At 65.9% G+C, this 25,140-nt stretch carries 22 protein-coding genes; 5 read left to right on the top strand and 17 right to left on the bottom strand.

Going from position 1 to position 25,140, the window contains the following annotated elements; genetic code table 11:
• Positions 1-818 precede the first annotated feature (818 nt).
• Complete coding sequence (locus tag ACH13J_RS13870) at positions 819-3,236, top strand: FAD-dependent oxidoreductase (RefSeq protein WP_397543939.1); 2,418 nt, start codon at positions 819-821, stop codon at positions 3,234-3,236.
• 140 nt (positions 3,237-3,376) lie between these two features.
• Positions 3,377-3,976 carry a nucleotidyltransferase family protein gene (locus ACH13J_RS13865; protein ID WP_397543938.1) on the top strand — a complete coding sequence of 200 codons (600 nt, stop codon included), beginning with the start codon at positions 3,377-3,379 and terminating at the stop codon, positions 3,974-3,976.
• Between the two features lie 117 nt (positions 3,977-4,093).
• On the opposite strand, the gene ACH13J_RS13860 is transcribed toward ACH13J_RS13865, so the two are convergent.
• Entirely contained in the window at positions 4,094-4,768 is a 675-nt protein-coding gene (locus ACH13J_RS13860; RefSeq protein WP_397543937.1) for a Hint domain-containing protein, read from the bottom strand.
• A gap of 715 nt (positions 4,769-5,483) precedes the next feature.
• On the opposite strand from ACH13J_RS13860, the gene ACH13J_RS13855 reads away from it, so the two are divergent.
• From ACH13J_RS13855 to ACH13J_RS13845, 3 genes are all read left to right on the top strand, one after another.
• Positions 5,484-7,091, top strand: a complete 1,608-nt coding sequence (locus ACH13J_RS13855; protein WP_397543936.1) for a peptide chain release factor 3 — start codon at positions 5,484-5,486, stop codon at positions 7,089-7,091.
• 220 nt (positions 7,092-7,311) lie between these two features.
• On the top strand, positions 7,312-8,277 hold the full coding sequence (locus ACH13J_RS13850) for a glycosyltransferase family 2 protein (RefSeq protein WP_397543935.1): 966 nt from the start codon (positions 7,312-7,314) through the stop codon (positions 8,275-8,277).
• A gap of 197 nt (positions 8,278-8,474) precedes the next feature.
• A complete protein-coding gene (locus ACH13J_RS13845; protein WP_397543934.1) occupies positions 8,475-9,914 on the top strand; it encodes a DEAD/DEAH box helicase in 1,440 nt (479 codons plus the stop codon).
• 127 nt (positions 9,915-10,041) lie between these two features.
• Here ACH13J_RS13845 and ACH13J_RS13840 read toward each other — a convergent pair whose 3' ends face one another.
• From ACH13J_RS13840 to ACH13J_RS13765, 16 genes are all read right to left on the bottom strand, one after another.
• Complete coding sequence (locus tag ACH13J_RS13840) at positions 10,042-11,712, bottom strand: MBL fold metallo-hydrolase (RefSeq protein ID WP_397543933.1); 1,671 nt, start codon at positions 11,710-11,712, stop codon at positions 10,042-10,044.
• 3 nt (positions 11,713-11,715) lie between these two features.
• Entirely contained in the window at positions 11,716-12,486 is a 771-nt protein-coding gene (locus ACH13J_RS13835) for a type III pantothenate kinase (RefSeq protein WP_397543932.1), read from the bottom strand.
• 19 nt (positions 12,487-12,505) lie between these two features.
• On the bottom strand, positions 12,506-13,270 hold the full coding sequence (locus ACH13J_RS13830) for a biotin--[acetyl-CoA-carboxylase] ligase (protein ID WP_397543931.1): 765 nt from the start codon (positions 13,268-13,270) through the stop codon (positions 12,506-12,508).
• Between the two features lie 54 nt (positions 13,271-13,324).
• A complete protein-coding gene (gene nuoN / locus ACH13J_RS13825; RefSeq protein ID WP_397543930.1) occupies positions 13,325-14,761 on the bottom strand; it encodes an NADH-quinone oxidoreductase subunit NuoN in 1,437 nt (478 codons plus the stop codon).
• 9 nt (positions 14,762-14,770) lie between these two features.
• A complete protein-coding gene (locus ACH13J_RS13820; RefSeq protein ID WP_397543929.1) occupies positions 14,771-16,318 on the bottom strand; it encodes an NADH-quinone oxidoreductase subunit M in 1,548 nt (515 codons plus the stop codon).
• On the bottom strand, positions 16,318-18,429 hold the full coding sequence (gene nuoL / locus ACH13J_RS13815; RefSeq protein WP_397543928.1) for an NADH-quinone oxidoreductase subunit L: 2,112 nt from the start codon (positions 18,427-18,429) through the stop codon (positions 16,318-16,320). Before nuoL ends, ACH13J_RS13820 begins: the two co-directional genes overlap by 1 nt.
• Positions 18,430-18,433: 4 nt before the next feature.
• Positions 18,434-18,739, bottom strand: a complete 306-nt coding sequence (nuoK, locus tag ACH13J_RS13810; protein ID WP_397543927.1) for an NADH-quinone oxidoreductase subunit NuoK — start codon at positions 18,737-18,739, stop codon at positions 18,434-18,436.
• A gap of 55 nt (positions 18,740-18,794) precedes the next feature.
• Positions 18,795-19,403 (bottom strand): NADH-quinone oxidoreductase subunit J, encoded by a 609-nt coding sequence (locus ACH13J_RS13805; protein WP_397543926.1) that lies wholly within the window; start codon positions 19,401-19,403, stop codon positions 18,795-18,797.
• A 5-nt stretch (positions 19,404-19,408) separates the two neighbouring features.
• Complete coding sequence (locus ACH13J_RS13800) at positions 19,409-19,813, bottom strand: carboxymuconolactone decarboxylase family protein (RefSeq protein WP_397543925.1); 405 nt, start codon at positions 19,811-19,813, stop codon at positions 19,409-19,411.
• The gene (gene nuoI, locus ACH13J_RS13795) at positions 19,810-20,304 is read right to left on the bottom strand and encodes an NADH-quinone oxidoreductase subunit NuoI (RefSeq protein WP_397543924.1); all 495 of its coding nucleotides are present in this window, start codon (positions 20,302-20,304) and stop codon (positions 19,810-19,812) included. The genes ACH13J_RS13800 and nuoI overlap by 4 nt, the downstream gene beginning before the upstream one ends.
• A 3-nt stretch (positions 20,305-20,307) precedes the next feature.
• Positions 20,308-21,345: an NADH-quinone oxidoreductase subunit NuoH gene (gene nuoH / locus ACH13J_RS13790; RefSeq protein ID WP_397543923.1), complete on the bottom strand. Its 1,038-nt coding sequence runs from the start codon at positions 21,343-21,345 to the stop codon at positions 20,308-20,310.
• Between the two features lie 7 nt (positions 21,346-21,352).
• Complete coding sequence (locus ACH13J_RS13785) at positions 21,353-21,757, bottom strand: hypothetical protein (protein WP_397543940.1); 405 nt, start codon at positions 21,755-21,757, stop codon at positions 21,353-21,355.
• Positions 21,757-23,781 (bottom strand): NADH-quinone oxidoreductase subunit NuoG, encoded by a 2,025-nt coding sequence (gene nuoG, locus ACH13J_RS13780; protein WP_397543922.1) that lies wholly within the window; start codon positions 23,779-23,781, stop codon positions 21,757-21,759. Before nuoG ends, ACH13J_RS13785 begins: the two co-directional genes overlap by 1 nt.
• A gap of 6 nt (positions 23,782-23,787) precedes the next feature.
• Positions 23,788-24,201, bottom strand: coding sequence for a DUF5333 domain-containing protein (locus tag ACH13J_RS13775; RefSeq protein ID WP_397543921.1), 414 nt, complete (start codon positions 24,199-24,201; stop codon positions 23,788-23,790).
• Positions 24,202-24,328: 127 nt separating this feature from the next.
• Positions 24,329-24,688 (bottom strand): hypothetical protein, encoded by a 360-nt coding sequence (locus tag ACH13J_RS13770; RefSeq protein ID WP_397543920.1) that lies wholly within the window; start codon positions 24,686-24,688, stop codon positions 24,329-24,331.
• Position 24,689: 1 nt separating this feature from the next.
• Positions 24,690-25,115 carry an MAPEG family protein gene (locus tag ACH13J_RS13765; RefSeq protein WP_397543919.1) on the bottom strand — a complete coding sequence of 142 codons (426 nt, stop codon included), beginning with the start codon at positions 25,113-25,115 and terminating at the stop codon, positions 24,690-24,692.
• Positions 25,116-25,140: the final 25 nt, after the last annotated feature.

The raw sequence follows: 25,140 nt of genomic DNA, 5'->3' as shown, positions 1-25,140 counted from the left end.
GATGATCTGTTCTTCGCTGTATCTCGTTCGCTTCATTGTCCGTCCCTTCGTTGGGTCGGACTCTAATTCCAAATGGAGGAAAAATCCCGTGGCAGGTCACTTGGGCAAATGCTCACTGGCGTATCGTTCCCACATCTTCTGCACGGTCGGCGCCTCGCGCTGCCCCTGCCACTCGCCCATCGGGTCGTTACCAAGATCGACCTCTGGCTTCATGTCCTTCGCGGTCTGGCGCGCGGCGGCGACTGTCCAGTAGGATCAGGCACCGATGTTGATGCGGCGCTGCGGTCCCTCGGTGCGGTAGTCCAGGACGAAGGACTTGGCCCCACCGGTCGCCACCCGCATGGCGCCCTACCTCACCTCCGCGCCCCACAGCATGCTCTACCCACGCACCGGCGGCAGGGCCTTCCGGGCGGCGGCTTTGGTCAGTTTCTCCGGCATCTCGGCGCTCCCTCATCGCAACATTGTGTCAACACGTGTTGTGACTGTTTTTGTCGTTGGCTGGCGACGAGCAACAGGCGGTCGCCCCGGATAGCTTCGAAAACATAGTGCTTGAGGAGACTACGCGGCAAAATACACTGACAATCAAAGCTCCATACATTGTGGGAAATCTAGCTCTCCGTCAGATTTCTTAAGCGTGAACAAGAACTCGTAAAGCCATCCCGATCATCGGCCGGGATGCTGCCCCGCCTGCCGCCGGCGGCGTGACGGCAAACCGGCCGCGAAACATTGCACGGCACAACGACACGATCTGTCGCAAACGGACATGCTCGCCAAGGCAGGACACCCAGTCTGGGCGCAACCAAAAGGCGGAGGATGTCATGAAAACCACCACCAGGGTATGCGTTATCGGCGGCGGCGTTGTCGGCTGCAGCGTCCTCTACCACCTTACCAAGATGGGCTGGTCCGACGTCATGCTGCTGGAGCGCTCCGAGCTCACCTCCGGCTCTACATGGCACGCGGCCGGGGGGTTTCATACCCTGAACGGTGACACGAACATGGCCGCCCTGCAGGGCTATACCATCAAGCTTTACAAGGAGCTGGAAGAGATCACCGGCCTGTCCTGCGGGCTGCACCACGTGGGCGGCGTGACACTTGCGGACAACCGCGACCGGATGGACATGCTGCTGGCCGAGCGTGCCAAGCACCGCTTCATGGGGCTCGAGACGGAAATCGTGGGCCCCGACGAGATCGCGCGCCTCGCCCCCGTCACCAACACCGAGGGCGTGATCGGCGCGCTCTACGACCCGCTGGACGGTCATCTCGACCCCTCGGGCACCACCCATGCCTACGCCAGGGCCGCGCGGATGGGCGGCGCGACGATCGAGACGCACTGCCACGTCCACGAGACCACGCCCCGCCCCGACGGCAGCTGGGACGTGGTCACCGACAAGGGCACCATCCATGCCGAGCATGTGGTCAACGCCGCCGGGCTGTGGGCGCGCGAGGTCGGCGCGATGGCCGGCGTCTACCTGCCGCTGCACCCGATGGAACACCAGTACCTCGTGACCGAAGAGGTGCCGGAAATCGCGGCGATCATCGACGCGGGCGGCGAACACCCCCACGTCATGGACCCCGCCGGCGAAAGCTACCTCAGGCAGGAGGGGCGCGGGCTGTGCATCGGTTTCTATGAACAGCCCTGCCGGCCATGGGCGGTGGACGGCACGCCGTGGAATTTCGGCCATGAACTGCTGCCCGACGATTTCGACAAGATCGAGGACAGCATCGCCTTTGCCTACCGCCGCTTCCCGGCGCTGGAGCGCGCGGGCGTCAAATCGGTCATCCACGGCCCCTTTACCTTCGCGCCCGACGGCAACCCGCTGGTGGGGCCCGTGCCGGGGCTGCGCAACTACTGGTCGGCCGTGGGTGTCATGGCGGGCTTCAGCCAGGGCGGGGGCGTCGGCCTGATGCTGGCGCAATGGATGACCGAGGGCGAGTGCGAGCGCGACGTCTCGGCCATGGACGTGGCCCGTTACGGCGACTGGATCACGCCGGGTTACACCCGCCCCAAGGTGATCGAGAACTACCAGAAGCGGTTCTCGGTGGCTTACCCCAACGAGGAGCTGCCCGCCGCGCGCCCGTTCAACACCACGCCCATGTACGACATCTTTGACAACATGGGCGCTGTCTGGGGCCACCAGTACGGGCTGGAAGTGGTCAACTACTTCGCTCAGGGCGACGAGCCGCGCCACGAGACGCCCAGCTTCCGCCGCTCCAACGCGTGGGAGGCCACCCGGCGCGAGGTGACGGCCGTCCGCGAAGCGGTTGGAATCAACGAGGTGCACAACTTCGGCAAATACCTCGTCACCGGCCCCGATGCCCGCGCATGGCTTGACCGGATCATGGCGGGCCGTATCCCCAAGCCAGGAAGGGTGAGCCTGACGCCCATGCTCAGTCCCAAGGGCCGGCTCTGGGGCGATTTCACCGTGTCCTGCCTCAACGAGCACACGTTCCAGCTCATCGCCTCCTACGGCGCGCAGGCGTTCCACATGCGGTGGTTCGAGATGAACGAAGCCCCGGGCGTGCGCGTCGAGAACATCTCCGACCGGCTCAACGGGTTCCAGATCGCCGGGCCCAAGGCGCGCGACGTGCTGGCCGCCTGCACCCGCGACGCGGTGTCGGACATGGCGTTCATGGATCTGCGCCGCGCCACGGTGGGTATGGCCGACTGCCTCGTGCAGCGGGTGAGCTACACAGGCGACCTGGGCTACGAGATCTACTGCGATCCCATGGCGCAGCGCGCGCTTTGGCACACGCTCTGGGAGGAAGGCAGGACCCACGGCATGCGCCCCTTCGGCATGCGCGCGATGATGTCGCTCAGGCTCGACCGGTTCTTCGGCTCATGGGGGGCCGAGTACTCCCCGGACTACACGCCGGGCGAAACGGGGATGGACCGGTTCGTAAGCTTTGGAAAGAACGCCGATTTCATCGGCCGCGCCGCGGCCGAGGCCGAGCGCTCCCGTGGCGCGGCCCGCCGCCTCGTCGCCTTCGCGGTGGATGCCGCCGACGCCGACGTGCACGGCTACGAACCGGTGTGGATCGACGGCCGGGTCGAAGGGTTCTGCACCTCGGGCGGCTATTCGCATCACGCCGACACCTCCGTGGCGCTGGCCCTCATCCCGCGGGAACGGGCCGACGCCGCCCCCGAGGCCGAGATCGAGATCCTCGGCGAAATGCGGCCCGCCCGCCTCCTCGCCGAGGCGCTTTTCGACCCGCAGGGCGCACGCTTGCGCTGCTGACGCGCCGAAGGGCTGGCATCGCTCGCGCGGGCGGCCTATCCTGCCTGCGCCCCGCCTTCTTCTTGGGCCAAGTACCCCGGGGTGAATTGGCCGCAGGCCAAGAGGGGCAGCGCCCCTAACCCGAAAGACAACCGCCGCCGATGCCCGAGCTTGCCATACTCGTCCCCGCCGCCGGCAGCGCCTCCCGCATGGGCGGGCGCGACAAGCTGCTCGAGCAGGTCGGCAAAGAGCCCCTGCTGCGGCGGCAGGCCCGGCTCGCCCTGTCGGCGCACGTCCCGGTCCTCCTCACGCTCCCGCGCGACCGGCCCGACAGGCTGGCGGCCCTCGCCGGGCTCCACGGCCTCGACATCCGCCGGATCGAGGACGCGGCAGAGGGCATGGCCACCTCTCTCAGGGCCGGCGCGGAATGGGCGTCGTCACTCGGGGCCAGCGGGCTGATGGTGGTGCTGGGCGACATGCCCGAGCTGCGCGCCGAAGATCTCGCGAAGGTCATGCAAGCACATCACGGCCAGCCCGAACGGGCATGGCGCGCCACGGACGACACCGGCCGCGCGGGGCATCCGGTCATCCTGCCGGCGCGGCTGTTCGAACAGATCGCGCGTCTGCGCGGGGATGACGGCGCGCGCGCCCTGCTTGCCACGGAGGATTGCGGCCACGTGCCCCTGCCCGGTCGCCGGGCCACGACCGATCTCGACACGCCGCGCCAATGGGCGGAATGGCGGGCGGGCCGGACCCCGTGACGGCGGGCAGCGCCGGTGCCGCCGATGCCCCGTGGCAAAGACGCCGCCCGGTTCCCCGGACGGCGCGGCACGCTGCAGATCCAACGAAAAGCTTCCCCCGGCGCCCCCGCGGCCGGGTCACTCCAGCAGCAGGCGGCTTTCCTGCTCGCTCAGTGTGCGGCGTGCGCAGCGATAGGCCTGCCGGCCCCGCGGCTCCACGAGGTCGGGAAACAGCTCCAGTATCCGGCTGCGCTGCCGCGCGCCGAGGCTTCGCATGACGTCGTCATCGGGGCGGAAACTCTCGGTCCAGAAACCGTTGGACAGCACCACCTGGTGCTGGTCGAACATGAAGTGCACGTAGGTCACCTCGTCGACGTCCACCACGTCGATACCCGCGCGCCCCGTAAGGTGTCCCGCCGCGGCGAGCACCTCGCTGTCCTCGAAGAACTGCGCCGTCCTGTCACCCTGGATCAGGACCTTGTGCCACGGGCTGACGAGGATATCGCTGTCGGGAAGGCTGTGATCCAGAGCGCCCGCGCGGATACGCACCGGCCGCAGCCCGGGCGCGTTGCGCAACGTTTCGCCGTCCAGCCTGCAGCAGCCGGTCCAGCGGATTTCCTGCAGGCCGTTGTCCCGGGTCAGCACCTGGTCGCCGGGGCGCAGCGCCTCGACCGGGCGCTCGCCGCTCGGCGTGGCGATCACGGTGCCCGGGGTGAAGCACGGCACGATGTTGTCATGCGGCGCGGACTGCCGCTCTGTCACGCTCGATCCGTCGGCACTCGGCGGGTTGGTGAAATTCTTGATCATCGGCATGTTCACTCCTCGCAGACCAATACTGCACACGTCCCTTTCTTGCCGGACAGGGTATTCCTGCCCGGCCCGCCCCGGATCGCGCGATGCAGACAGGCGCGGCGCCGCACCCGAAGCCGGTCGGCTCGCATGCCAGACGTCGCATACCCTCCGTCCGGCTCCTGCGTGTCCATGCTGCACGCGTTTCACCAGGCCGGCCGCCCCATAGCCGTGTTTCGTCGAAGCCCCCCAGTCAGGCCATGTGAACGATAGGCACCGTGCGAAGGTGAATAAAGCGTTTTCGCCCAGAACCCGCCATGTATCTGACCGTTCGGTGACCGAAATGCGGCGGCAATCTGGCATCTCCACGGGGCTAATTGTTTCCTTATTGGATACGGCCTGCCACGCGCGGAGCGCCCCGCGCCGCGGGCCCGGCATACGGGCGGGTCCATGTCCAAGGCCACTACACGTCGCGCGCGTTTGCGCCGCACGCGATCCACCGGCGAAATTCTGTCATCCAAAACGAAACAATCATGGCTCCCCCGGCCCGCAGGGCATCGTGCGAGCGGCCACGTTCAGCCGACAACACGCCAGATCGCCATGCGTGGTCAGTGCGCACTGTTTCGGCACATTGTTTCCCGTTGATAAAGGATTCCCGGCCCGCCGGCCGAATCGGTCGCCCGCCACCGACGGGCGCGGGCATGTTGCGCCCCTTCCCGCGGCCCTCTATATGCCGCCCATGCTCGATGCGACCCACAACCGCCCCGACCTGCCCGCCGAGATCGCGCGGCGGCGCACCTTTGCCATCATTTCCCATCCCGATGCCGGCAAGACCACCCTGACCGAGAAATTCCTGCTTTACGGCGGCGCCATCCAGATGGCGGGACAGGTGCGCGCCAAGGGCGAGGCCCGGCGCACGCGCTCGGACTTCATGCAGATGGAAAAGGATCGCGGCATTTCCGTCTCCGCCTCGGCCATGTCCTTCGATTTCAAGGATTTCCGGTTCAACCTGGTGGACACCCCGGGCCACAGCGACTTCTCCGAGGACACCTATCGCACGCTGACGGCGGTCGATGCCGCGATAATGGTGATCGACGGGGCCAAGGGGGTGGAAAGCCAGACGCGCAAGCTGTTCGAGGTCTGCCGCCTGCGCGACCTGCCGATCCTGACCTTCTGTAACAAGATGGACCGCGAGAGCCGGGACACCTTCGAGATCATCGACGAGATCCAGCAGAATCTGGCGATCGACGTGACGCCCGCATCATGGCCCATTGGCATGGGGCGCGATTTCATCGGCTGCTACGACATGCTCCGCGACCGGCTGGAACTGATGGACCGGGCCGACCGCAACCGCGTGGCCGAAACGATCGAGATCAACGGGCTGGACGATCCCAAGCTTGAGGACCACGTGCCGCCCCATCTCGTTGACCAGCTGCGCGAGGAGGTGGAGATGGCGCGCGAGCTGCTGCCCGGTCTCGACCCCCAATCCGTGCTGGAGGGGCACCTGACCCCCATCTGGTTTGGCTCCGCCATCAACTCGTTCGGGGTGAAGGAGCTCATGGAAGGGATCGGCGCCTACGGGCCCGAGCCACAGCCCCAAGCGGCGACCCCGCGCCAGATCGCGCCCGAGGAAGCAAAGGTTTCCGGCTTCGTCTTCAAGGTGCAGGCGAACATGGATCCCAAACACCGCGACCGGGTGGCGTTCGTGCGGATGGCCTCGGGTCACTTCAGGCGCGGCATGAAGCTAACCCACGTGCGCAGCAAGAAGGCGATGACCGTCTCGGCGCCGGTGCTTTTCCTCGCCTCCGACCGCGAACTGGCCGAAGAGGCATGGGCAGGCGACATCATCGGCATTCCCAACCACGGCCAGCTGCGCATCGGCGACACTCTGACGGAGGGAGAGGCCCTGCGCGTTACCGGCATTCCCTCTTTCGCGCCGGAGCTTCTCCAGCAGGCCCGCGCGGGCGACCCGATGAAGGCCAAGCACCTTGAAAAGGCGCTGATGCAGTTCGCCGAGGAAGGTGCGGCCAAGGTGTTCAAGCCCGCCTTCGGCTCGGGCTTCATCGTCGGCGTGGTCGGTGCGCTGCAGTTCGACGTGCTCGGCACCCGGATCGAGCAGGAATACGGGCTTCCCGTTCGCTTCGAGCCGTCCCAGTTCACCTCCGCCCGGTGGGTCACCGGCGACAAGCAGGCGGTGGAAAAATTCATGGCCGCCAACAAGCAGCATATCGCCCACGACAACGATGGCGACGTGGTCTACCTCACCCGCCTGCAATGGGATATCGACCGGATCACCCGGGACCACCCGGAGGTGACGCTCTCGGCGACCAAGGAAATGATGGTCTGAGCGGGCCATCCCGGCGCCGCGGCCGTCGCCGGCTGCCCGGCCCGCGATGACAGGCAGGGCCATTGCCCGGACCCGGTCACCCACCGGGCTCACCGGATCACGACCGCCATCAACACGTCCTTCATCTTGCGCCAAATACTCCCGCCGGAGGCACCCGGCGGCGCCATGCGCGCGGTCGAGGGCCCTTGCACGCGCCGCCCGCCCGCCGCATTGTCGCGCCATGAACAGCCTTCCCACATGGGGCGTCGTCGCGACCGTCAAGGCGCCCGCCCGCGACACCTTGAACTTCGCAGCATATCACCTCGAACTCGGCGCGCACCGGGTGCATGTGTATCTCGACGCGGACAACCCGCAGGCCCGCGCCGCCCTCAAGGCGCACCCCAAGTGCCGCGTCACCGTGACCGATGACGCCTATTGGCAGCGCCGCGGAAAGGACCGCCCGGAAATGCACCAGCCGCGCCAGACGGCGAACGCCACGCATTGCTACACCCGCGGCCCCGGGGTGGACTGGCTGGCGCATATCGACGTGGACGAGTTCCTGTGGCCCGCGCACCCCCTGCCCGAGCAGCTGGCTGCCCTGCCGCCGGACATGCGCAGCGCCCGCGTGCACCCCGTCGAGGCGCTGGCGCCCGACCCCGACGATCCCCCGCCCGGCGGGGTGACATGGTGCAAGGGCCACGCCCGCCACCAAGGGCCGCGCCGGACCCAGACCAACGCGATCTACCCCACCTTTGGCGAACATCTGAACGGCGGCTTCCTCAGCCACGTGGCCGGCAAGGTTTTCGTGCGCGCCGGGCTCGACAAGGTTTCGCTGCGCATCCACAATGCCTTCTTCGACCGCGTGCAGGACCCCGCCCCGGCACGGCTGGACGCGACGCGGCTGGTGCATCTGCACGCGCACAGCTGGGAGCACTGGCTGGAAACCTTCCGCTTCCGCATGGCAAGGGGCAGCTATCGCGCGGGGCTGCGTGCGGCGCCGATGCCCGACGGTATCGCCCTGACCATGAACCAGCTCTTCGCGATGCTGGAGCACGAGGGCGGCGAAGAGGCGCTTGCCGCCTTCTACCGCGAGGTATGCACCGCCACGCCGGAGCTGCGCAGGCGGCTTGACGCGTATGGACACCTGCACGCCGTGCGCCTCGATCTGGACGCAAAGCGGCGGAAACACTTCGGGGATGCCGCCTGATTGTATCCCGCGAGCCACCTTTGCAGCAAATGCGAACGATATCCGGGGTCCGGCCCATCGGCGGATTGACCCGCCCCCCATTGATTCGCTACACGCGGGACCACATGTGGGGGATGTACCGGCCGGCGCCGGTCGAATCCGATTTCCCCGAAAGACGATACGGCGGGCCAAGGCGTGTCCGCGAACCATGGACACATATGACCAAGTTTTCCGATCTGAAGCTCAACCCGAAGGTTCTCAAGGCCGTCGAGGAGGCGGGCTACGAAACCCCCACCCCCATTCAGGCTGGGGCAATCCCCCCCGCGCTCGAGGGCCGTGACGTCCTTGGCATCGCGCAGACCGGTACCGGCAAGACGGCCGGCTTCACCCTGCCGATGCTGTCTCTGCTGGCCCGCGGACGGGCGCGCGCCCGGATGCCGCGCAGTCTGGTGCTGTGCCCCACCCGGGAACTCGCCGCGCAGGTGGCCGAGAACTTCGACACCTATTCCAAGTATCTCAAGCTGACCCGCGCGCTGCTGATCGGCGGGGTCAGCTTCAAGGAGCAGGACGCCATCATCGACAAGGGCGTGGATGTCCTGATCGCAACGCCGGGCCGCCTGCTCGACCATTTCGAACGGGGCAAGCTGATCCTGTCCGACGTCAAGATCATGGTGGTGGACGAGGCCGACAGGATGCTCGACATGGGCTTCATCCCCGATATCGAGCGCATCTTCGGCCTGACCCCGTTCACGCGGCAGACGCTGTTCTTCTCGGCCACCATGGCGCCGGAGATCGAGCGCATCACCAATACTTTCCTGCAGGCGCCCGAGCGGATCGAGGTCGCCCGGCAGGCCACGGCGTCGGAGACGATCGAACAGGCCGTCGCGATGTTCAAGCCGTCCCGCCGCGACCGCGCCGACAGCGAGAAACGCAAGCTGCTGCGGGCCCTGATCGACGCCGAAGGCGACAGGTTCCGCAACGCGATCATTTTCTGCAACCGCAAGTCGGACGTGGACATTCTCGCGAAGTCGCTGAAGAAATACGGATACGATGCCGCGCCCATCCACGGCGACCTAGATCAGAGCCAGCGCACCCGGACGCTCGATTCGTTCCGCGCGGGCGAGCTGAAGCTGCTTGTGGCCTCAGACGTGGCCGCGCGCGGCCTCGACATCCCCGATGTGAGCCACGTGTTCAATTTCGACGTGCCCGGCCATGCCGAGGACTACGTGCACCGCATCGGCCGCACCGGCCGCGCGGGCCGCGAGGGCAAGGCGATCACCATCTGCGGCAGCCGTGACGATAAGGCGCTCGACGCCGTCGAGAAGCTGCTGGAAAAAGAGATCCCGCGCATGGAGAGCCCGCTTGGCAGCGCGCCCGAAGCGCCGTCCGAGGAGACGGAGACCACGGAGAAGCCCAGGAAAGCCCGCGCGCGCCGGAAATCCGACAAGCCCAAGGACGCGAACACCGCAAAGACGCAAAAGGCGGATTCCGATGCCCCCGCCCAGACCCGCGAGGACACGGGGAAGGGCGACAAGCCCGGGCCGAAATCGGGCGGTGGCAAGCGTGGCAAGAAAGACGACGACAACAAGGTTGTCGGCATGGGCGATCATCTGCCCAACTTCATCGCCAAGAGCTTCGACGAACGCCGCGCAAGCTGAGGATCTTGCCTCGTCCCCCAGGGGGCTCCGGACGCGCGAGGGCGATGTCAGGTCACCCCGCGCCAGCGGCAACCGGTGACGCGATCACGTGACCGCCCGCGCTGTCGCACATCGCGGCGGTGCGCCCTCACTCGCTCAATCGGCTGATAATCACCGTCACCTCGGGTTTCTTGCCGATTTCCGACAGCCCGGTCTGGCGGGCGACCCGTTTCAGCCCCTCTTCCAGCTTGCCGTCGTCGGCCAACGTCTTCCTGCCCGCCCGGCCGATGAACTGGCCGAGATCCTCCTCCAACACCTCCACCAGCGGCGCGCGGCTGCTGCCCTCCTCGGGCAGGCCCCGGATCTCGCACCACGGCTCCCCAAGCGGCGCGTCCTCCTCGTCGAGGATGACATTGACCAGCACATGCCCGTTCAGCGCCATGCGGATGCGGTCACGCACGATCCCGTCCAGCGCGCCGATCTTCACCTGCCCGTCAAGGTAGACGCGCCCGGTTTCGACATGCTCTGTCACACGCGCGGGCTCGGCCGACAGCTCGACCATCGTGCCGTTGGGGGCCAGCACCGCTTCGAAACCGCCGGCACGCGCCAGCTTGGCGTGTTCGCGCAGGTGGCGATGCTCGCCATGCATCGGGATCAGGACGCGCGGCTTGATCAGCCGGTGCAACCGCTCGAGGTCGGGGCGGTTGGCATGGCCCGAAACGTGATACAAACCGCCCGAATCGTCCACCACGTCGACGCCCATCTCGCTGAACTGGTTCATGATCCGGATCACGCCCCGTTCGTTGCCGGGAATCGTCTTGGACGAGAAGAGGAAAGTATCGCCGTCCTTCATCTCGAGGCCGTTATACTTTCCCTGCGCCAGCTGCGCGCTTGCCGCGCGCCGTTCGCCCTGGCTGCCGGTGACGATCAGCATCAGGTTCTCGCGGGGGATGCCGCGGGCATCCTCGGGGCTGACGGTGCGCGGGAAATCCGTCAGCACACCGGTTTCCACCGCGGCCTCGATCATCCGGCGCATGGCCCGCCCCATCAGGCAGACCGACCTGCCGCAGCGTTGCGCGGACTCTGCCAGTGTCTTGACCCGCGCGATGTTGCTGGCAAAGGTCGTGGCCACGAACATTCCCTTCGACCGGGCGATCAGGCTCTCTATCTCGGGGCCGAGGCTGCTTTCCGAGCGGCCCGGGTGCGGGCTGAAGACATTCGTGGAATCGCAGGTCAGCGCGACCACGCCGGGCTCGGCAAGCGAGGCCCAGAGGTCCTCGTCGAAAGGCTCGCCAACCACCGGGTCCGTATCCATCTTGTAGTCGGCCGAATGCACCACGCGGCCAAGCGGCGTGTCGATCACCAGTCCCGAGCTTTCCGGGATCGAGTGCGAGATCGGCACGAAGCCCACGGTGAACGGGCCGGCCTCCACCGTTTCGGGCCAAGCCTCCGCCGTGCGCACGGCCTTTTCGGGCTGGCCACGTTCGGCCATCTTGCCGCGCGCGATATTGGACGTGAAGGCACGGGCGTAAACGGGCGCGCCAAGCTGGTCGTAGAACTGCGCCACCGCACCCACGTGGTCCTCGTGCGCATGGGTGACGAACACCGCCTCCAGCCGGTCGCGTCGCTCGGCCAGCCAGGAGATATCGGGAAAGATCAGGTCGACACCCGGCGTGCTGTCCATATCGGGAAAGGTGACGCCCAGATCCACGAGGATCAGCCGCTCCTTGCCCGGCGCACCGACGCCGTAGACATAGGCATTCATGCCCACTTCGCCCGCCCCGCCGAGCGGGAGATAGATCAACCTTTCCTTGCTCATGCCTCAGCCTTTCTTGTTGTGCGCATGGATCACGGTCAGCCCGTGCATCGTCAGGTCATCCTCGATCACGTCGAAGAGCAGATCGCCCTGCGCGAAGAGCGGCGCAAGCCCCCCTGTCCCGATGACGCGCATCGGCCGATCGTACTCGGCCCGGATCCGCTCGGTTATCCCGTTCACCAGCCCTACATATCCCCAGAACACGCCCGACTGCATGCAGTCCACCGTGTTGGTTCCGATCACCTTTTGCGGCTTCGTCACGTCTATATGCGGCAGCGCCGCCGCAGCGCTATGAAGCGCCTCGAGCGAAAGGTTCACGCCCGGCGCGATCACCCCGCCCACATAGGCGCCGTCATGGGCCACCACGTCGAACGTGGTGGCGGTGCCGAAATCCACCACGATCAGATCACCGCCGTGACGGTCATAGGCGCCGGCCGTGTTCACCAGCCGGTCCGGCCCGACCTGCGTGCCCTCGTCCACCCGCGGGAGCACCGGCAGCGCGCAATCGGGCTTGCCCACGACCAGCGGGCGGCAGCCAAAGAAGCGGTCCGCGAAGACACGGAGGTTGAACACCACCCGCGGAACGGTCGAGGAGATGATAACATCGGTGATGTCGGCGTCGATCCCGTAATGCTTCACCAATGTCGAGAACCACGTGAAATAGGCATCCGCGGTGCGCGCGTGATGCGTCGAGGTTCTCAGCGTGCAAAGGAACTCGGACCCGTCCCAGATCGCGAAGACAGTATTGGTATTGCCGCAGTCGATCGCCAGGAGCATCGGCCCGCCCGTCCCTGTTTCAAAAGAAGATCTCGGCCGCGGGAATGACCTGCCGCGCCTGCGGCGTCAAGAGCACGAGGTTCCCGCCCTCGTCCACGGTCTCGAACGTCCCGGTGAACTCTTGCTTGCCCGTGCGCGCGGTTATGCGCTCGCCGAGTTTCGCCGCACGCTCCAGCCACGCCGCCCGGATGGGCGCGAACCCGTATGTCGTGAACCGCGCCTCCTGCCGCGCATACGCCGCCGCCAGCGTGTCGAGGAACTCGCCGGGGGTGACACGGGCCCCGGTTTCCGACAACAGCGACACGGGACGCACGGCGTCCTCCTCAAGATCCTCGGCCGCCGGGGCATGGATCAGGTTGACACCTATCCCGATGGCCAGCGGCGACAGCCGCCCACCCTGCCCCGCGCTTTCCAGCAGGATCCCGGCCAGCTTGCCGCCGTTGAGCAGCACGTCGTTGGGCCATTTCAGGGTGAACCCCTCTGGCCGGCCGGTGGCCGAGACGAAGGCGTCAAGCAGGGCTAGAGCCGCCACGAAAGACCGCAGCGCAACCTGCTCCGGCGGCTCCGACGGCTGCAGGACCAGCGTCGCGGCGAAGTTGCCGTCGGGGTTGGCCCATGCTCGCCCGCGCCGCCCGCGCGCCGCCGTCTGACGCAGCCCGAGTATCCACTCCGGGCCCGAAAGCGTGCCGGCGATGCGGGCGGCCTCGGCGTTGGTGCTGTCCACCTCCGTCAGCACGCGCCGTCCATAGGCCTCGGGCCACTCGCTGCTGGCGGCGATCCTCATGCGACCGGTGCCCGGTCGGCCGGGCTCATCCCGGCAGGGCGTGGCGCGGCACGGTCAATTGACAAGGGTTGCGGCCGCCGCCTGCGCCATGCCCTCGACGCCGAACATGTTGACGATACCCAACAGCATGATCGCGGCCGAGGCCATAAGGAACCCCCACTGCACCGGCGATCGCCCGGTTTCCAGCGCCTCGCCCTCTTCGCCGAAATACATGTAATAGACGATGCGCAGGTAGTAGAACGCGCCGATCACGCTGGCGAGCACCCCGGCCACGGCCAGCCAGACCAGACCGCCCTCATACGCCGCGCGCAGCACGTAGAGCTTGCCGAAGAACCCCAGCAACGGCGGCACACCCGCAAGGCTGAACAACAGGATCAGCATCGCCATGGCGCGGCCGGGATGGGACTTGGAGTACATGTTCAGGCTGGCGATCTCGGTCACCGGCTGGCCGTCGCGTTCCATGCTGAGGATGAAGGCGAAGGTGCCCACATTCATGGTGATGTAGATCGCCATGTAGATCAGCATGGCCTGCACGCCGAAGGCGGTGCCCGCGGCCAGCCCCATCAGCGCGTAGCCCATATGCGCGATCGAGGAGTAAGCCATCAGCCGCTTGATGTCGGTTTGCCCGATCGCCGCCACGGCCCCGAGGAACATCGACAGCAGCGACAGCACGGCGATGACCTGCTGCCAGTCGCCCACGACCCCGCCAAAGGCGTCGTGGACCACGCGCGCAAAAAGCCCCATGGCCGCCATCTTGGGCGCGGTCGCGAAGAACGCGGTAATCGGCGTCGGCGCCCCCTCGTAGACATCCGGCGTCCACATGTGGAAGGGCACGGCGGACACCTTGAAGGCCAGCCCCGACAGCACGAACACAAGCCCAAGCAGCAGGCCCAGGGGCGCGCGGCCCTCGGCCGCCTCGATGATGCCCGAGAACAGCGTCGTGCCCGCGTAGCCGTAGGTGAGCGAGGCGCCGTAGAGCAGCAGGCCCGAGCTCAACGCCCCGAGCACGAAGTACTTCAACCCCGCCTCGGTCGATTTCGCGCTGTCGCGGCGCAGCGAGGCGACGACGTAGAGCGCCAGCGACTGCAGCTCGAGCCCCATGTAGAGCGCCATCAGGTCGCCCGCGCTGACCATCATCATCATGCCCACGGATGCCAGCGCGATCAGCAGCGGATACTCGAAACGCAGGATGTTGCGGCGCGCCATGTATTCCTGGCCCATCACCATCACCGCTGCGGCAGACAGAAGCGTGGCCACCTTGGCGAACCGGGCAAAGCCGTCATCGTTGAACATCCCGCCAAAGGCCGTCCGGCTGCCTTCGCCCGTGATCCCGATCCAGAGGGCCATCACGGTCAGCAGCGCGGCGGTCAGCCATGTCAGCATGCCCGCCATCTTGTCCTTGCCGGTATAGGCGGCCAGCAGAAGCGCCGCCATCGCGTAGACCGAGATCACGATCTCCGGCAGGATTACACTCAGATCAGCCTGCATCATGGGCCTCCGTTATTCCGCCACCTGCGCCAGGTCGGAGGCGGCATCCGCCTCGGCCAGGGCCGTTTCGTAGTTGCCGATCAGCGCCTCGACAGAGGGGCCGATGATATCCGTCACGAGGCTGGGATAGACCCCCAGCAGGAGCGTCATCACCACCAGCGGCGCGAAGATCGCGCGTTCGCGGCGCGTCATGTCCGTGATCGACTTCAGGCTTTCGCGGATGAGTTCGCCGAGAACCACCCGGCGATAGAGCCACAGGGCGTAAGCCGCGCTGAGGATAACGCCGGTGGTCGCCACGGCGGCCACCCAGGTGTTGACCTGGAAGATGCCCATGAGCGTGAGGAACTCGCCGACGAAGCCGGACGTGCCCGGCAGGCCGACATTGGCCATGGTGAAGAGCATGAAGACCAGCGCATAGGCCGGCATGCGGTTCACCAGCCCGCCATAGGCGTCGATCTCGCGGGTGTGCATCCGGTCATAGATCACCCCCACGATCAGGAACAGCGCGCCCGAGATGAAGCCGTGGCTGATCATCTGGAAGATCGCGCCGTCGATGCCCTGCTGGTTGGCGGCAAAAATGCCCATGGTCACGTACCCCATGTGCGCGACGGACGAATAGGCGATGAGCTTCTTCATGTCCTCCTGCGCCAGCGCCACCAGCGAGGTATAGACAATCGCAATCGCCGACATCCACAGCACCAGCGGCGTCATGACCTCGGCCCCCACCGGGAACATCGGCAGGCTGAAGCGCAGGAAGCCGTAGCCGCCCATTTTCAGCAGGATCGCCGCCAGCACGACGGATCCGGCCGTGGGCGCCTGCACGTGGGCATCGGGCAGCCAGGTGTGCACGGGCCACATCGGCATCTTCACCGCGAATGATGCGAAGAAGGCGATGAACATCAGCGTCTGCATGCCGCCGACGATCTGGACGCCGAGCAACGAGAAGCTGTCATAGGCGAATTCATGCGCCATCAGCGTGGGGATGTCCGTGGTGCCCGCCTCGGCGAACATCGCCACCATGGCCACCAGCATCAGCACGGACCCGAAGAAGGTGTAGAGGAAGAACTTGAAGGCGGCATAGATGCGTTCCTTCCCGCCCCAGATGCCGATGATCAGGAACATCGGGATCAGGCCGGCCTCGAAGAACAGGTAGAACAGCACCAGGTCGAGCGCCATGAACACGCCCAGCATCAGCGTTTCCAGCACGAGGAACGCGATCATGTACTCCTTGACCCGCGTGGTCACGTTCCACGACGCGGCGATGGTGAGCGGCATGATGAAGGTGGTGAGCATGACGAAGAGCACGCTGATCCCGTCGACGCCCATCTTGTACTTGAGCCCCAGAAGCCACGCGCGCTCTTCCACGAACTGAAAGCCGGTGTCGTCGGGATCGAACCCGAACAGGATGAACAGCGACACGAGAAAGGTCAGGGTCGTGGCAATGAGCGCCACCCACTTCGCGTTGCGCTGCGCCGCCTCGTCCTCTCCGCGCAGGAAGATCGCCAGGATCGCCGCGGCCACCGCCGGGATGAAGGTGGTGATGGAAAGCAGGTTGTCCATTATTCAGCCCCCCCGGTGAAAGTCATCCAGGTCACCAGCACGGCGATACCGATCACCATGGCGAAGGCGTATGTGAATATATAGCCCGACTGGGCCCGCCCCGCGAGACGGGTGAAGAAGGGCACCACCCCCATGGCCACGCCGTTGAGGAACCCATCGATGATCCCGAGATCCCCTCCGCGCCACAAGAGCCGCGCCAGCCGCTTGGCCGGCGTGACCAGCAGGAAGTCGTATATCTCGTCGATATACCACTTGTTGAGAAGGAACAGGTAAAGCGGGCGCTGGTTCTCGGCCACGAGGCGCGGCATGGCAGGGTTGACGATGTAGAACCAGAACGCCACGCCGAGCCCCAGCAACATCGCGATGAAGGGGCTCACCTTGACCCATTTTGGCACAGCATGGGCCTCGTTCAGAACGTCGTTGCCAGGGGCCGCGTATATCGCGCCCTCGCCGGGGGCGCCGGCAAAGACGTAGTGGTGCTTTTCCTTGGCCCCGGCGGCCTTGTCAGCGGCCCCTTCTGCGGCGTGCGCGGCGTCCTCGCCGTGTTCGCCCGCGTCGCCATGGGCGCCGGCCTCCTCGTAGGGGACGCCGTAGAACTTGGCCACCGTGTCGGTATGACCGAAGAAGCTGTTGTACCACACCATCCCCGACAGCACGGCACCGACGGCCAGCACCCCGAGCGGCACAAGCATGACGCGCGGGCTCTCATGGGCGTGCTCGTGGGTGTGCTTGTCGCCGCGCGGCTTGCCCCAGAAGGTCAGGAACATCAGCCGCCAGCTGTAGAAACTGGTGAACAGCGCCGCGATGACCAGCGCCCAGAAGGCGAACCCGCCCTGTGTGCCGGCATAGGCGCTCTCGATGATGGCGTCCTTGCTGAGGAAACCGGCAAAGCCGATCGTCGTCAGCGGGATGCCCACCCCGGTGATGGCCAGCGTGCCGATCAGCATCGCCCAGAAGGTCATCGGCATCTTGTGCCGCAGCCCGCCGTAATTACGCATGTCCTGCTCGTGATGCATGCCGTGGATGACGCTGCCGGCCCCCAGAAACAGCATCGCCTTGAAAAAGGCATGCGTCAGCAGGTGGAACATCGCCACCGAATAGACACCCACCCCCGCGGCCACGAACATGTAGCCAAGCTGCGAACAGGTCGAATAGGCGATCACGCGCTTGATGTCGTTCTGCACCAGCCCCACGGTCGCGGCGAAAAACGCGGTGATTGCCCCGATGTAGACCACGAACATCTTGGCCTCGGGCGCGTATTCGAACACCGGCGACATGCGGCAGACAAGGAACACGCCCGCCGTCACCATGGTGGCCGCGTGGATCAGGGCCGACACCGGCGTGGGGCCCTCCATTGCGTCGGGCAGCCATGTGTGCAGGATGAACTGGGCGGATTTGCCCATGGCGCCGATGAACAGCAACACCGCGACGAGGTTCGCCGCGTTCCACTCACCCCAGAGGAAGGTCAGCTGCGTTTCCGCCAGCTCGGGCGCCGCGGCGAACACCGCGTCGAACTGGATGGAGTCGGTCAGGAAGAACAGGGCGAAGATACCGAGCGCGAAACCGAAATCACCGACCCGGTTGACGACAAAGGCCTTGATCGCGGCGGCATTGGCCGACGGCTTGCGATAATAGAAACCGATCAGCAGATAGGAAGCGAGGCCCACGCCCTCCCAGCCAAAGAACATCTGCGCAAGGTTGTCGGCCGTCACCAGCATCAGCATCGCGAAGGTGAAGAACGACAGGTAGGCAAAGAACCGCGGGCGGTAGCTTTCCTTCTCCTCGTCGAAGTTGTCGTCATGGGCCATGTAGCCCATGGAATAAAGGTGCACGAGCGCCGAGACGGTCGTCACCACGATCAGCATGATGGCCGTCAGCCGGTCCAGCCGGATGGCCCAGGCGGTGTCCAGCGTGCCGGACCGGATCCAGTCGAGCACGTGGATGTAATGGGTTTCGCCGTCATGGCCGAGAAAGACGATCCAGCTGAGCAGGCAGGACAGGAACAGCAGCCCGGTGGTGACCCACTGCGCGGCCGCGTCACCGATGATCCGCCAGCCGAACCCCGCGATGATGGCACCCACGAGCGGGGCGAAAAGGATGATCGTTTCCATCGCCTCAGCCTTTCATCACGTTGATGTCTTCGACCGCGATCGTGCCGCGGTTGCGGAAGAAGCACACGAGGATCGCAAGGCCGATGGCGGCCTCTGCGGCGGCCACGGTCAGCACGAACAGGGTGAACACCTGCCCCACCAGATCGCTGAGATGGGCGGAAAACGTGACGAGGTTGATGTTGACCGAAAGCAGCATGAGCTCGATCGACATCAGCAGGATGATGACGTTCTTCCGGTTCAGGAAGAGCCCGAAGATACCGATGACGAACAAGGCCGCCGCCACCGTCAGGTAATGTTCCAGTCCTATCATGTCGTCCCTCGGTTCTCGGTCTTTTTTGCCGGTTGTGCCTTGGTGCGGGCCGGGGTCAGAGCCCCTGCCCGGGTTTGACGTCCTTCAGTTCCATCGCCTTGGCCGGGTCGCGGTACATCTGGGCAAGGATGTTCTGCCGCTTCACATCCTGCCGGTGGCGCAGGGTCAGCACGATCGCCCCGATCATGGCGACCAGCAGGATCAGGCCGGAAAGCTGGAAGAGCAGGAAATACTTGTCATAGAGGATGAGGCCGAGAGAGGCAGTGTTTTCCACGCCTTCAGGCTTCGGTGCGGCGCGCGCGGCCTCCGCCCCTTCGGCCAGTTGCCAGTTGCCGAAGGCGATGCCGAACTGCATCAGCAGGATCACCCCGATCAGCAGGGCCAGCGGCATGTAGCGGGCCATCTCCGCCTTGAGCTCGGCGAAGTCGACATCCAGCATCATCACCACGAACAGGAACAGCACCGCGACGGCGCCAACGTAGACGATGAGCAGCAGCATCGCCAGGAACTCGGCCCCGAGCAGCACGAAAAGCCCCGCAGCGGAGATGAAGGAGAGGATCAACCAGAGCACCGAATGCACAGGGTTCCGGCTGATGACGGTGAAAAGCCCCCCTGCGAGGCAGGATATGGCGAAGAGATAGAAGGAAAACGCGGCAATGGTCATCTGGTTCAGTCCCCTTCCTTGTCCTCGTCCAGCACCTCGCGGGCGAATTGCATCGCGCGGGTCATGGACGGGATGCCGGCGAAAAACGACATCTGCGCGATCGTCTCGGCAATCTCGTCCTCGGTCGCCCCGGCCTCCAGCGCGTGGCGCACCGTCATCCGGATCTGCGTGTCGCTCTGCGCCCCCAGCATGGTCAGCCCCGCCAGCGTCAGCAGCAGGCGCGTCTTGGCATCGAGGCCTTCCTTGTTCAACCCCCTGCCAAAGGACATTTCCATGAACTCCTTGGGCACGGTGGGCCATAGTTTCTCGAATCCCTTGGGCGAGAAGCTCTCTAGCGCAGGGTTCATGGCCTTGGCCATCTCCTGTGCCTGGGCCATCATGACCTCGAAGGGATTGCGCGTATCGTTCATCTGTAGGGGGCGTCCAGTTCGAGATTGCGCGCGATCTCGGCCTCCCACCGCTCGCCGTTCTCCAGCAGCTTGGCCTTGTCGTAGTAGAGTTCCTCGCGCGTCTCGGCCGCGAACTCGAAATTCGGGCCTTCGACGATCGCATCGACCGGGCAGGCTTCCTCGCAGAAGCCGCAATAGATGCACTTGGTCATGTCGATGTCGTAGCGCGTGGTCCGGCGCGAGCCGTCATCACGCGGCTCGGCGTCGATGGTGATCGCCTGCGCGGGGCAGATCGCCTCGCACAGCTTGCAGGCGATGCAGCGCTCCTCTCCGTTGGGATAGCGGCGCAGCGCGTGTTCCCCGCGGAACCGCGGCGAAAGCGGACCCTTCTCGTGCGGGTAGTTCACCGTGGCTTTCGGCGCGAAGAAGTACTTGAAGCCAAGCGCGAAGCCCTTGATCACGTCCTTGAGCAGGAAGTAGCTCGCGGCGCGTCCGTAATCGATCTGCGTCATCTGTCAGCCTCCAATCGCCCAGCGGGCCCAGAACCCGCCCAGCACCTCGAATTTCGCCAGGAACGACACCACCACGACCCATGCCAGCGACATCGGCAGGAACACCTTCCAGCCGATGCGCATCAACTGGTCGTAGCGGTAGCGCGGGGTAATGGCCTTCACCATGGCAAAGATGAAGAAGAAGAACGCCATCTTGGCCACCATCCAGGCAACGCCGTCGGGCAGGCCGGGAATGGGTGACAACCAGCCGCCGAAGAACAGCAGGGATGTCAGCGCGCACATCAGGAACATGGCGATGTATTCACCGGCCATGAACAGCAGGAAGGGCGTCGAGGAATACTCGACCTGGTAGCCGGCCACCAGTTCCGACTCGGCCTCGGGCAGGTCGAAGGGGGGGCGGTTCGTCTCGGCCAGGGCCGAGATGAAGAACAGGAACACCATCGGCAGGTGCGGCAGCCAGTACCAGCCGAAGAAGCCATAGGCGGTGTCCTGTGCCGCCACGATATTGCCGAAGTTCATCGAGCCGGTGGAAATGATGACCCCCACGATGATGAGCCCGATCGAAACCTCGTAGGAGATCATCTGCGCCGCCGACCGGAGCGATCCGAGGAACGGATACTTGGAGTTCGACGCCCATCCGCCCATGATCACGCCGTAGACCTCCAGCGAGGAGACCGCAAAGACGAAAAGGATCGCCACGTTTATGTCGCTGAGAACCCAGCCTTCGTTCAGCGGGATCACCGCCCAGGCCAGCACCGCCAGCACGAAGCTCGTGAGCGGCGCCATGATGAACACCGTCTTGTCCGCGCCGGCGGGGACGACGACCTCCTTGACGATGTATTTCAGCGCGTCCGCGATCGTCTGCAACAGGCCGAAGGTGCCCACCACGTTGGGCCCGCGCCGCATCTGCACGGCCGCCCACACCTTGCGGTCCCCGTAGACGAGGAAAAGCAGCGAGACCATGACGAAGCCCACCACGGCGAGGCACTGCGCCACGATCAGCAGGGCGATCCCGAGGGGGGTTGTAAAGAATTCAGCCATCAGCTCCTCACACCATCGGTATTCCGTTTTCCGCACAATCGGCGGCGACGACCTCGGCGTCGATCTTGCGGATGCCATCGGGCAGCGCCGGCGAGATGGTATAAACCGCATCTGCGCGCCAGATGCCACCCTCTTCGGCCACTTTCGTGCGGACATGGCGCGCGAATCCGAAACCGCGGATCAGCGTGTACTGCGCCGCCGCGCACTCGGCGTAGCGTTCCACGTCGGCGGCATCGCGCGCGCCCGTCATTTCCACCCGGAAACTGACAAGGTCGTTATCCAGCAAATGCGTCTCGATCCCGCGATAATCGGGGGCGAAACGGGCCGTCTGGCCGGCCTCTGAGGCGGCGCACCCCGCCAGACCAGTGGCCAGCAGCGCCCCCGGCAGGATGATCTGCACCCCCGCCCGCATCACTCCGCGGCCACCGCCTCGGTGCGGCGCGCCTTCGCGTTGGCGGAAAGCTCCGCCATCAGGCTGCTGGCGCGGGCGATCGGATTCGTCAGGTAAAAATCCGTGATCGCCGCCTGAAGCTGACCGGCGCCGAGTTCGGCCGCCTCCACGGGGGTCCAGCCATTGTCAGGCACCCGGTCGATCTGCGCCAGATGCGGCACCTGCGCAACCAGCGCCTGACGGAGCTGGGGCAGGCTGTCATAGGGCAGTGTCGCGCCGATCTCTCCCGACAGGGCGCGCAGGATGGCCCAGTTTTCCTTGGCCTCGCCCGGCGGATGGCCCGCGCGCAGCGCAAGCTGCGGACGCCCCTCGGTATTGACGAACAACCCCTGCTCCTCGGGATAGGCCGCGCCCGGCAGGATGACGTCGGCGCGGTGTGCGCCGCGGTCGCCGTGGCTGCCCTGGTAAATGACGAACGGCCCGCCGGACTCGTCGCGCGCGATCTCGATCTCGTCGGCGCCAAGATTGTAGACGACATCGGCACCGTCCAGCGCCGCGTTCATCCCGCCCTCGGTCGTGCAGCCGGCATCCATCGCGCCCACGCGCCCCGCCGCGGTGTGCAACACCAGCATCCGGCCGTCCAGCTTCTCGGTCAGCTGCATGGCGTGGCTCAGCACGCCCGGGCCATTCTCGCCCATCAAGGCGCCCTGCCCGACGATGACGATGGCGTTTTCCGCCGGCTCGGCAGCGGCCACGGCCCGGGCAAGGAACTTGTTCCGCGCCCCCATCTGCGTGGCGTCATAGGTCAGCGCGGCCGGCTGGCCGATATGCGTGACCTCCGCCCCCCTCAGCCAAGCCTTGCGGATGCGGGCGTTAAGAACGGGCGCCTCGACGACGGGATCGGTCCCGACAAGGTAGATCGTCTTGGCGGTATCGATGTCCTCAATGCGCGCATTACCCACATATGCAGAGCGGTTCCCGGCGGGCAGATGCGCGCCGTCAGTGCGGCATTCCACCCGGCCGCCTGCGCCCTCGACCAGCTGGCGCAGCGCGAAGGCGGCCTCGACCGGGGCGAGGTCACCCACCAGCCCGGCGAGGGTCTTGGCGCCCTTGATCGCCTCGGCGGCCGTGGCCAGGGCCTCGTCCCATCCGGCGGGACGCAGTCGCCCGTTCTCGCGGATATAGGGGCGGTCCAGACGCTGGCGTCGAAGGCCGTCCACCACGTGGCGCGTCTTGTCGGAAATCCACTCCTCGTTGACGCCGTCATGGTTACGCGGCAGGACCCGCATCACCTCGCGCCCCTTGGTGTCAATGCGGATGTTGCTGCACAGCGCGTCCATCACGTCGATCGTCTCGGTCTTGCTGAGTTCCCAAGGCCGCGCGTTGAAGGCATAGGGCTTGTTGGTCAGCGCACCGACGGGGCACAAATCGACGATGTTGCCCTGCAGGTTCGTATCCAGCGTCTCGCCCAGATAGGCGGTGATCTCGGCGTCCTCGCCGCGGCCGGTCTGGCCCATCGTGTAAATGCCGGCCACCTCGGTCGTGAAACGCACGCAGCGCGTGCACGAGATGCATCGCGTCATGTGGGTTTCCACCAGAGGCCCGAGGTCGAGGTCGTCCACCGCGCGTTTGGGCTCGCGGTAGCGGCTGAAATCCACCCCGTAGGCCATCGCCTGGTCCTGAAGGTCGCACTCGCCGCCCTGGTCGCAGATCGGGCAATCCAGCGGGTGATTGATGAGCAGGAACTCCATCACACCCTCGCGTGCCTTCTTGACCATCGGGCTGTTGGTGCGCACCTGCGGCGGCTGCCCCTCCGGCCCCGGGCGCAGGTCCTTGACCTGCATGGCGCAGGAGGCGGCAGGCTTGGGCGGGCCGCCTACCACCTCGACAAGACACATCCGGCAGTTACCCGCGATCGACAGACGTTCGTGATAGCAGAAGCGGGGAATCTCGATCCCCGCCTGCTCGCAGGCCTGGATCAGGGTCATCGCCCCTTCGACTTCGATCTCGGTGTCGTCGATGATGATTTTGCGAAGGTCGGACATCGGTTCTCACTTTGCTCTCAGTAAATGGCCGATCTGGCTGTTCCGGGCGATCTCTGCCCGTCCGAGGGTGCACAGACTCTCGGGATCCAGATTGCTGGCCCCGTTGGCTTCGAAATAGGCGTTGCGCCGGGCGCGCATCTTGGCCTTTTCGGTCTCGTCATTAAGGTAATCCTCAACTTCCTCGCGGCTATAGCCGCGCGCGCGCGCCATTTCCTTGAGGTCATTGGTGTACCCATGCGCACGGAAGAACCGCGCCGAAATCCCGTCGCAGGCGCGCCGGATCTTGTCGGCGACCGCCAGCACGAACAGACCCTGGTTGATCTCGCGCTCGCCGGAAAGGCCGGATTGCGCGCTGGCGCCGGCGGCACCGGCCGACATGGCAAGCGCGAGGGCAAGGGCAACGGGCGTCATTCGGTTCATCGGTGATCTCCTTTCGCAGCAGCCATGGGCCGCACGGCCACGGCACCGCCCTTGGCTGCGTAAAAGGAACACGTCGCGTGCGATATGCAATAACACGCGCCGCGCGGCCCCGATATGGACATTTCCATCACCAAAGGATGCACCTGCCGCTCATCGACAGCCGGCCGCTGCCCGCCCCGAGCGCCTCTGCCGGGGCGTCCGGCCCGACGGTCCACTCGATCTCGGAGGTCCCGTAATGTGTCAGGCAGTATTTCTTGCCGCCGTGACGACCGGCCGCGCGCGCCCCGGCCAGCCCCTGGTCGGCCCGCCGCACGGACAGCGTGAAGGACTGCCGGTCCGAACGGTCCGCGGCGCGCGCCTTGGTCGGATAGTAATTGCCATCGAAATAGACGCGCTGCTCTTTCCTCGTGCAGCCCGCAGCCGCAAGCCCTGCCACCAGCACAGCCACCCCGAAAAGGCGCGCCGCCGCCCCGCGATATGTCAGCATCTCAACCACCCAGAACCACCGTTTTGACCGCAAGATAGGCCAGGCAAAGGCACATCAACCAGCCCCCGGCATACGTGAAGGAGCGCACGCTCATGTCCGGCTTTCCGACCCCGGCGACATGCACCGCGACCAGCGCCAGCCGGACCAGCAGGAAAAGCGACGCGAACACGTTCACCCAGAACGCGGGCGCCCCCGCCAGCATCGCCGCGGCCGTCGCCGCAACGAACGGCCCCATGGACTCTGCAAGGTTACCATGGGCACGATGCCAACGATAGGCGGGGTCGGCATAATCGGCAGGCGGTTCGGCCCCGGGGGCGAGGCCCGCGCGAGTCTTTCGCACCGCCGATACGGGACCCAGCACCAGCTGGACCGCCGCCAAACCCGCCAACGCGATCAACGCATGTCCATACTCTGCCACCCCGTACATGGCGCGCTCCCTTCGCTTCGGCCCG

The organism is Roseovarius salis, assembly GCF_044472985.1.
In the GTDB taxonomy this organism is placed as follows: domain Bacteria; phylum Pseudomonadota; class Alphaproteobacteria; order Rhodobacterales; family Rhodobacteraceae; genus Roseovarius; species Roseovarius salis.
The sequence above is the reverse complement of the archived record's forward strand: the minus strand, read 5'-3'. Positions and strand labels throughout refer to the sequence as shown.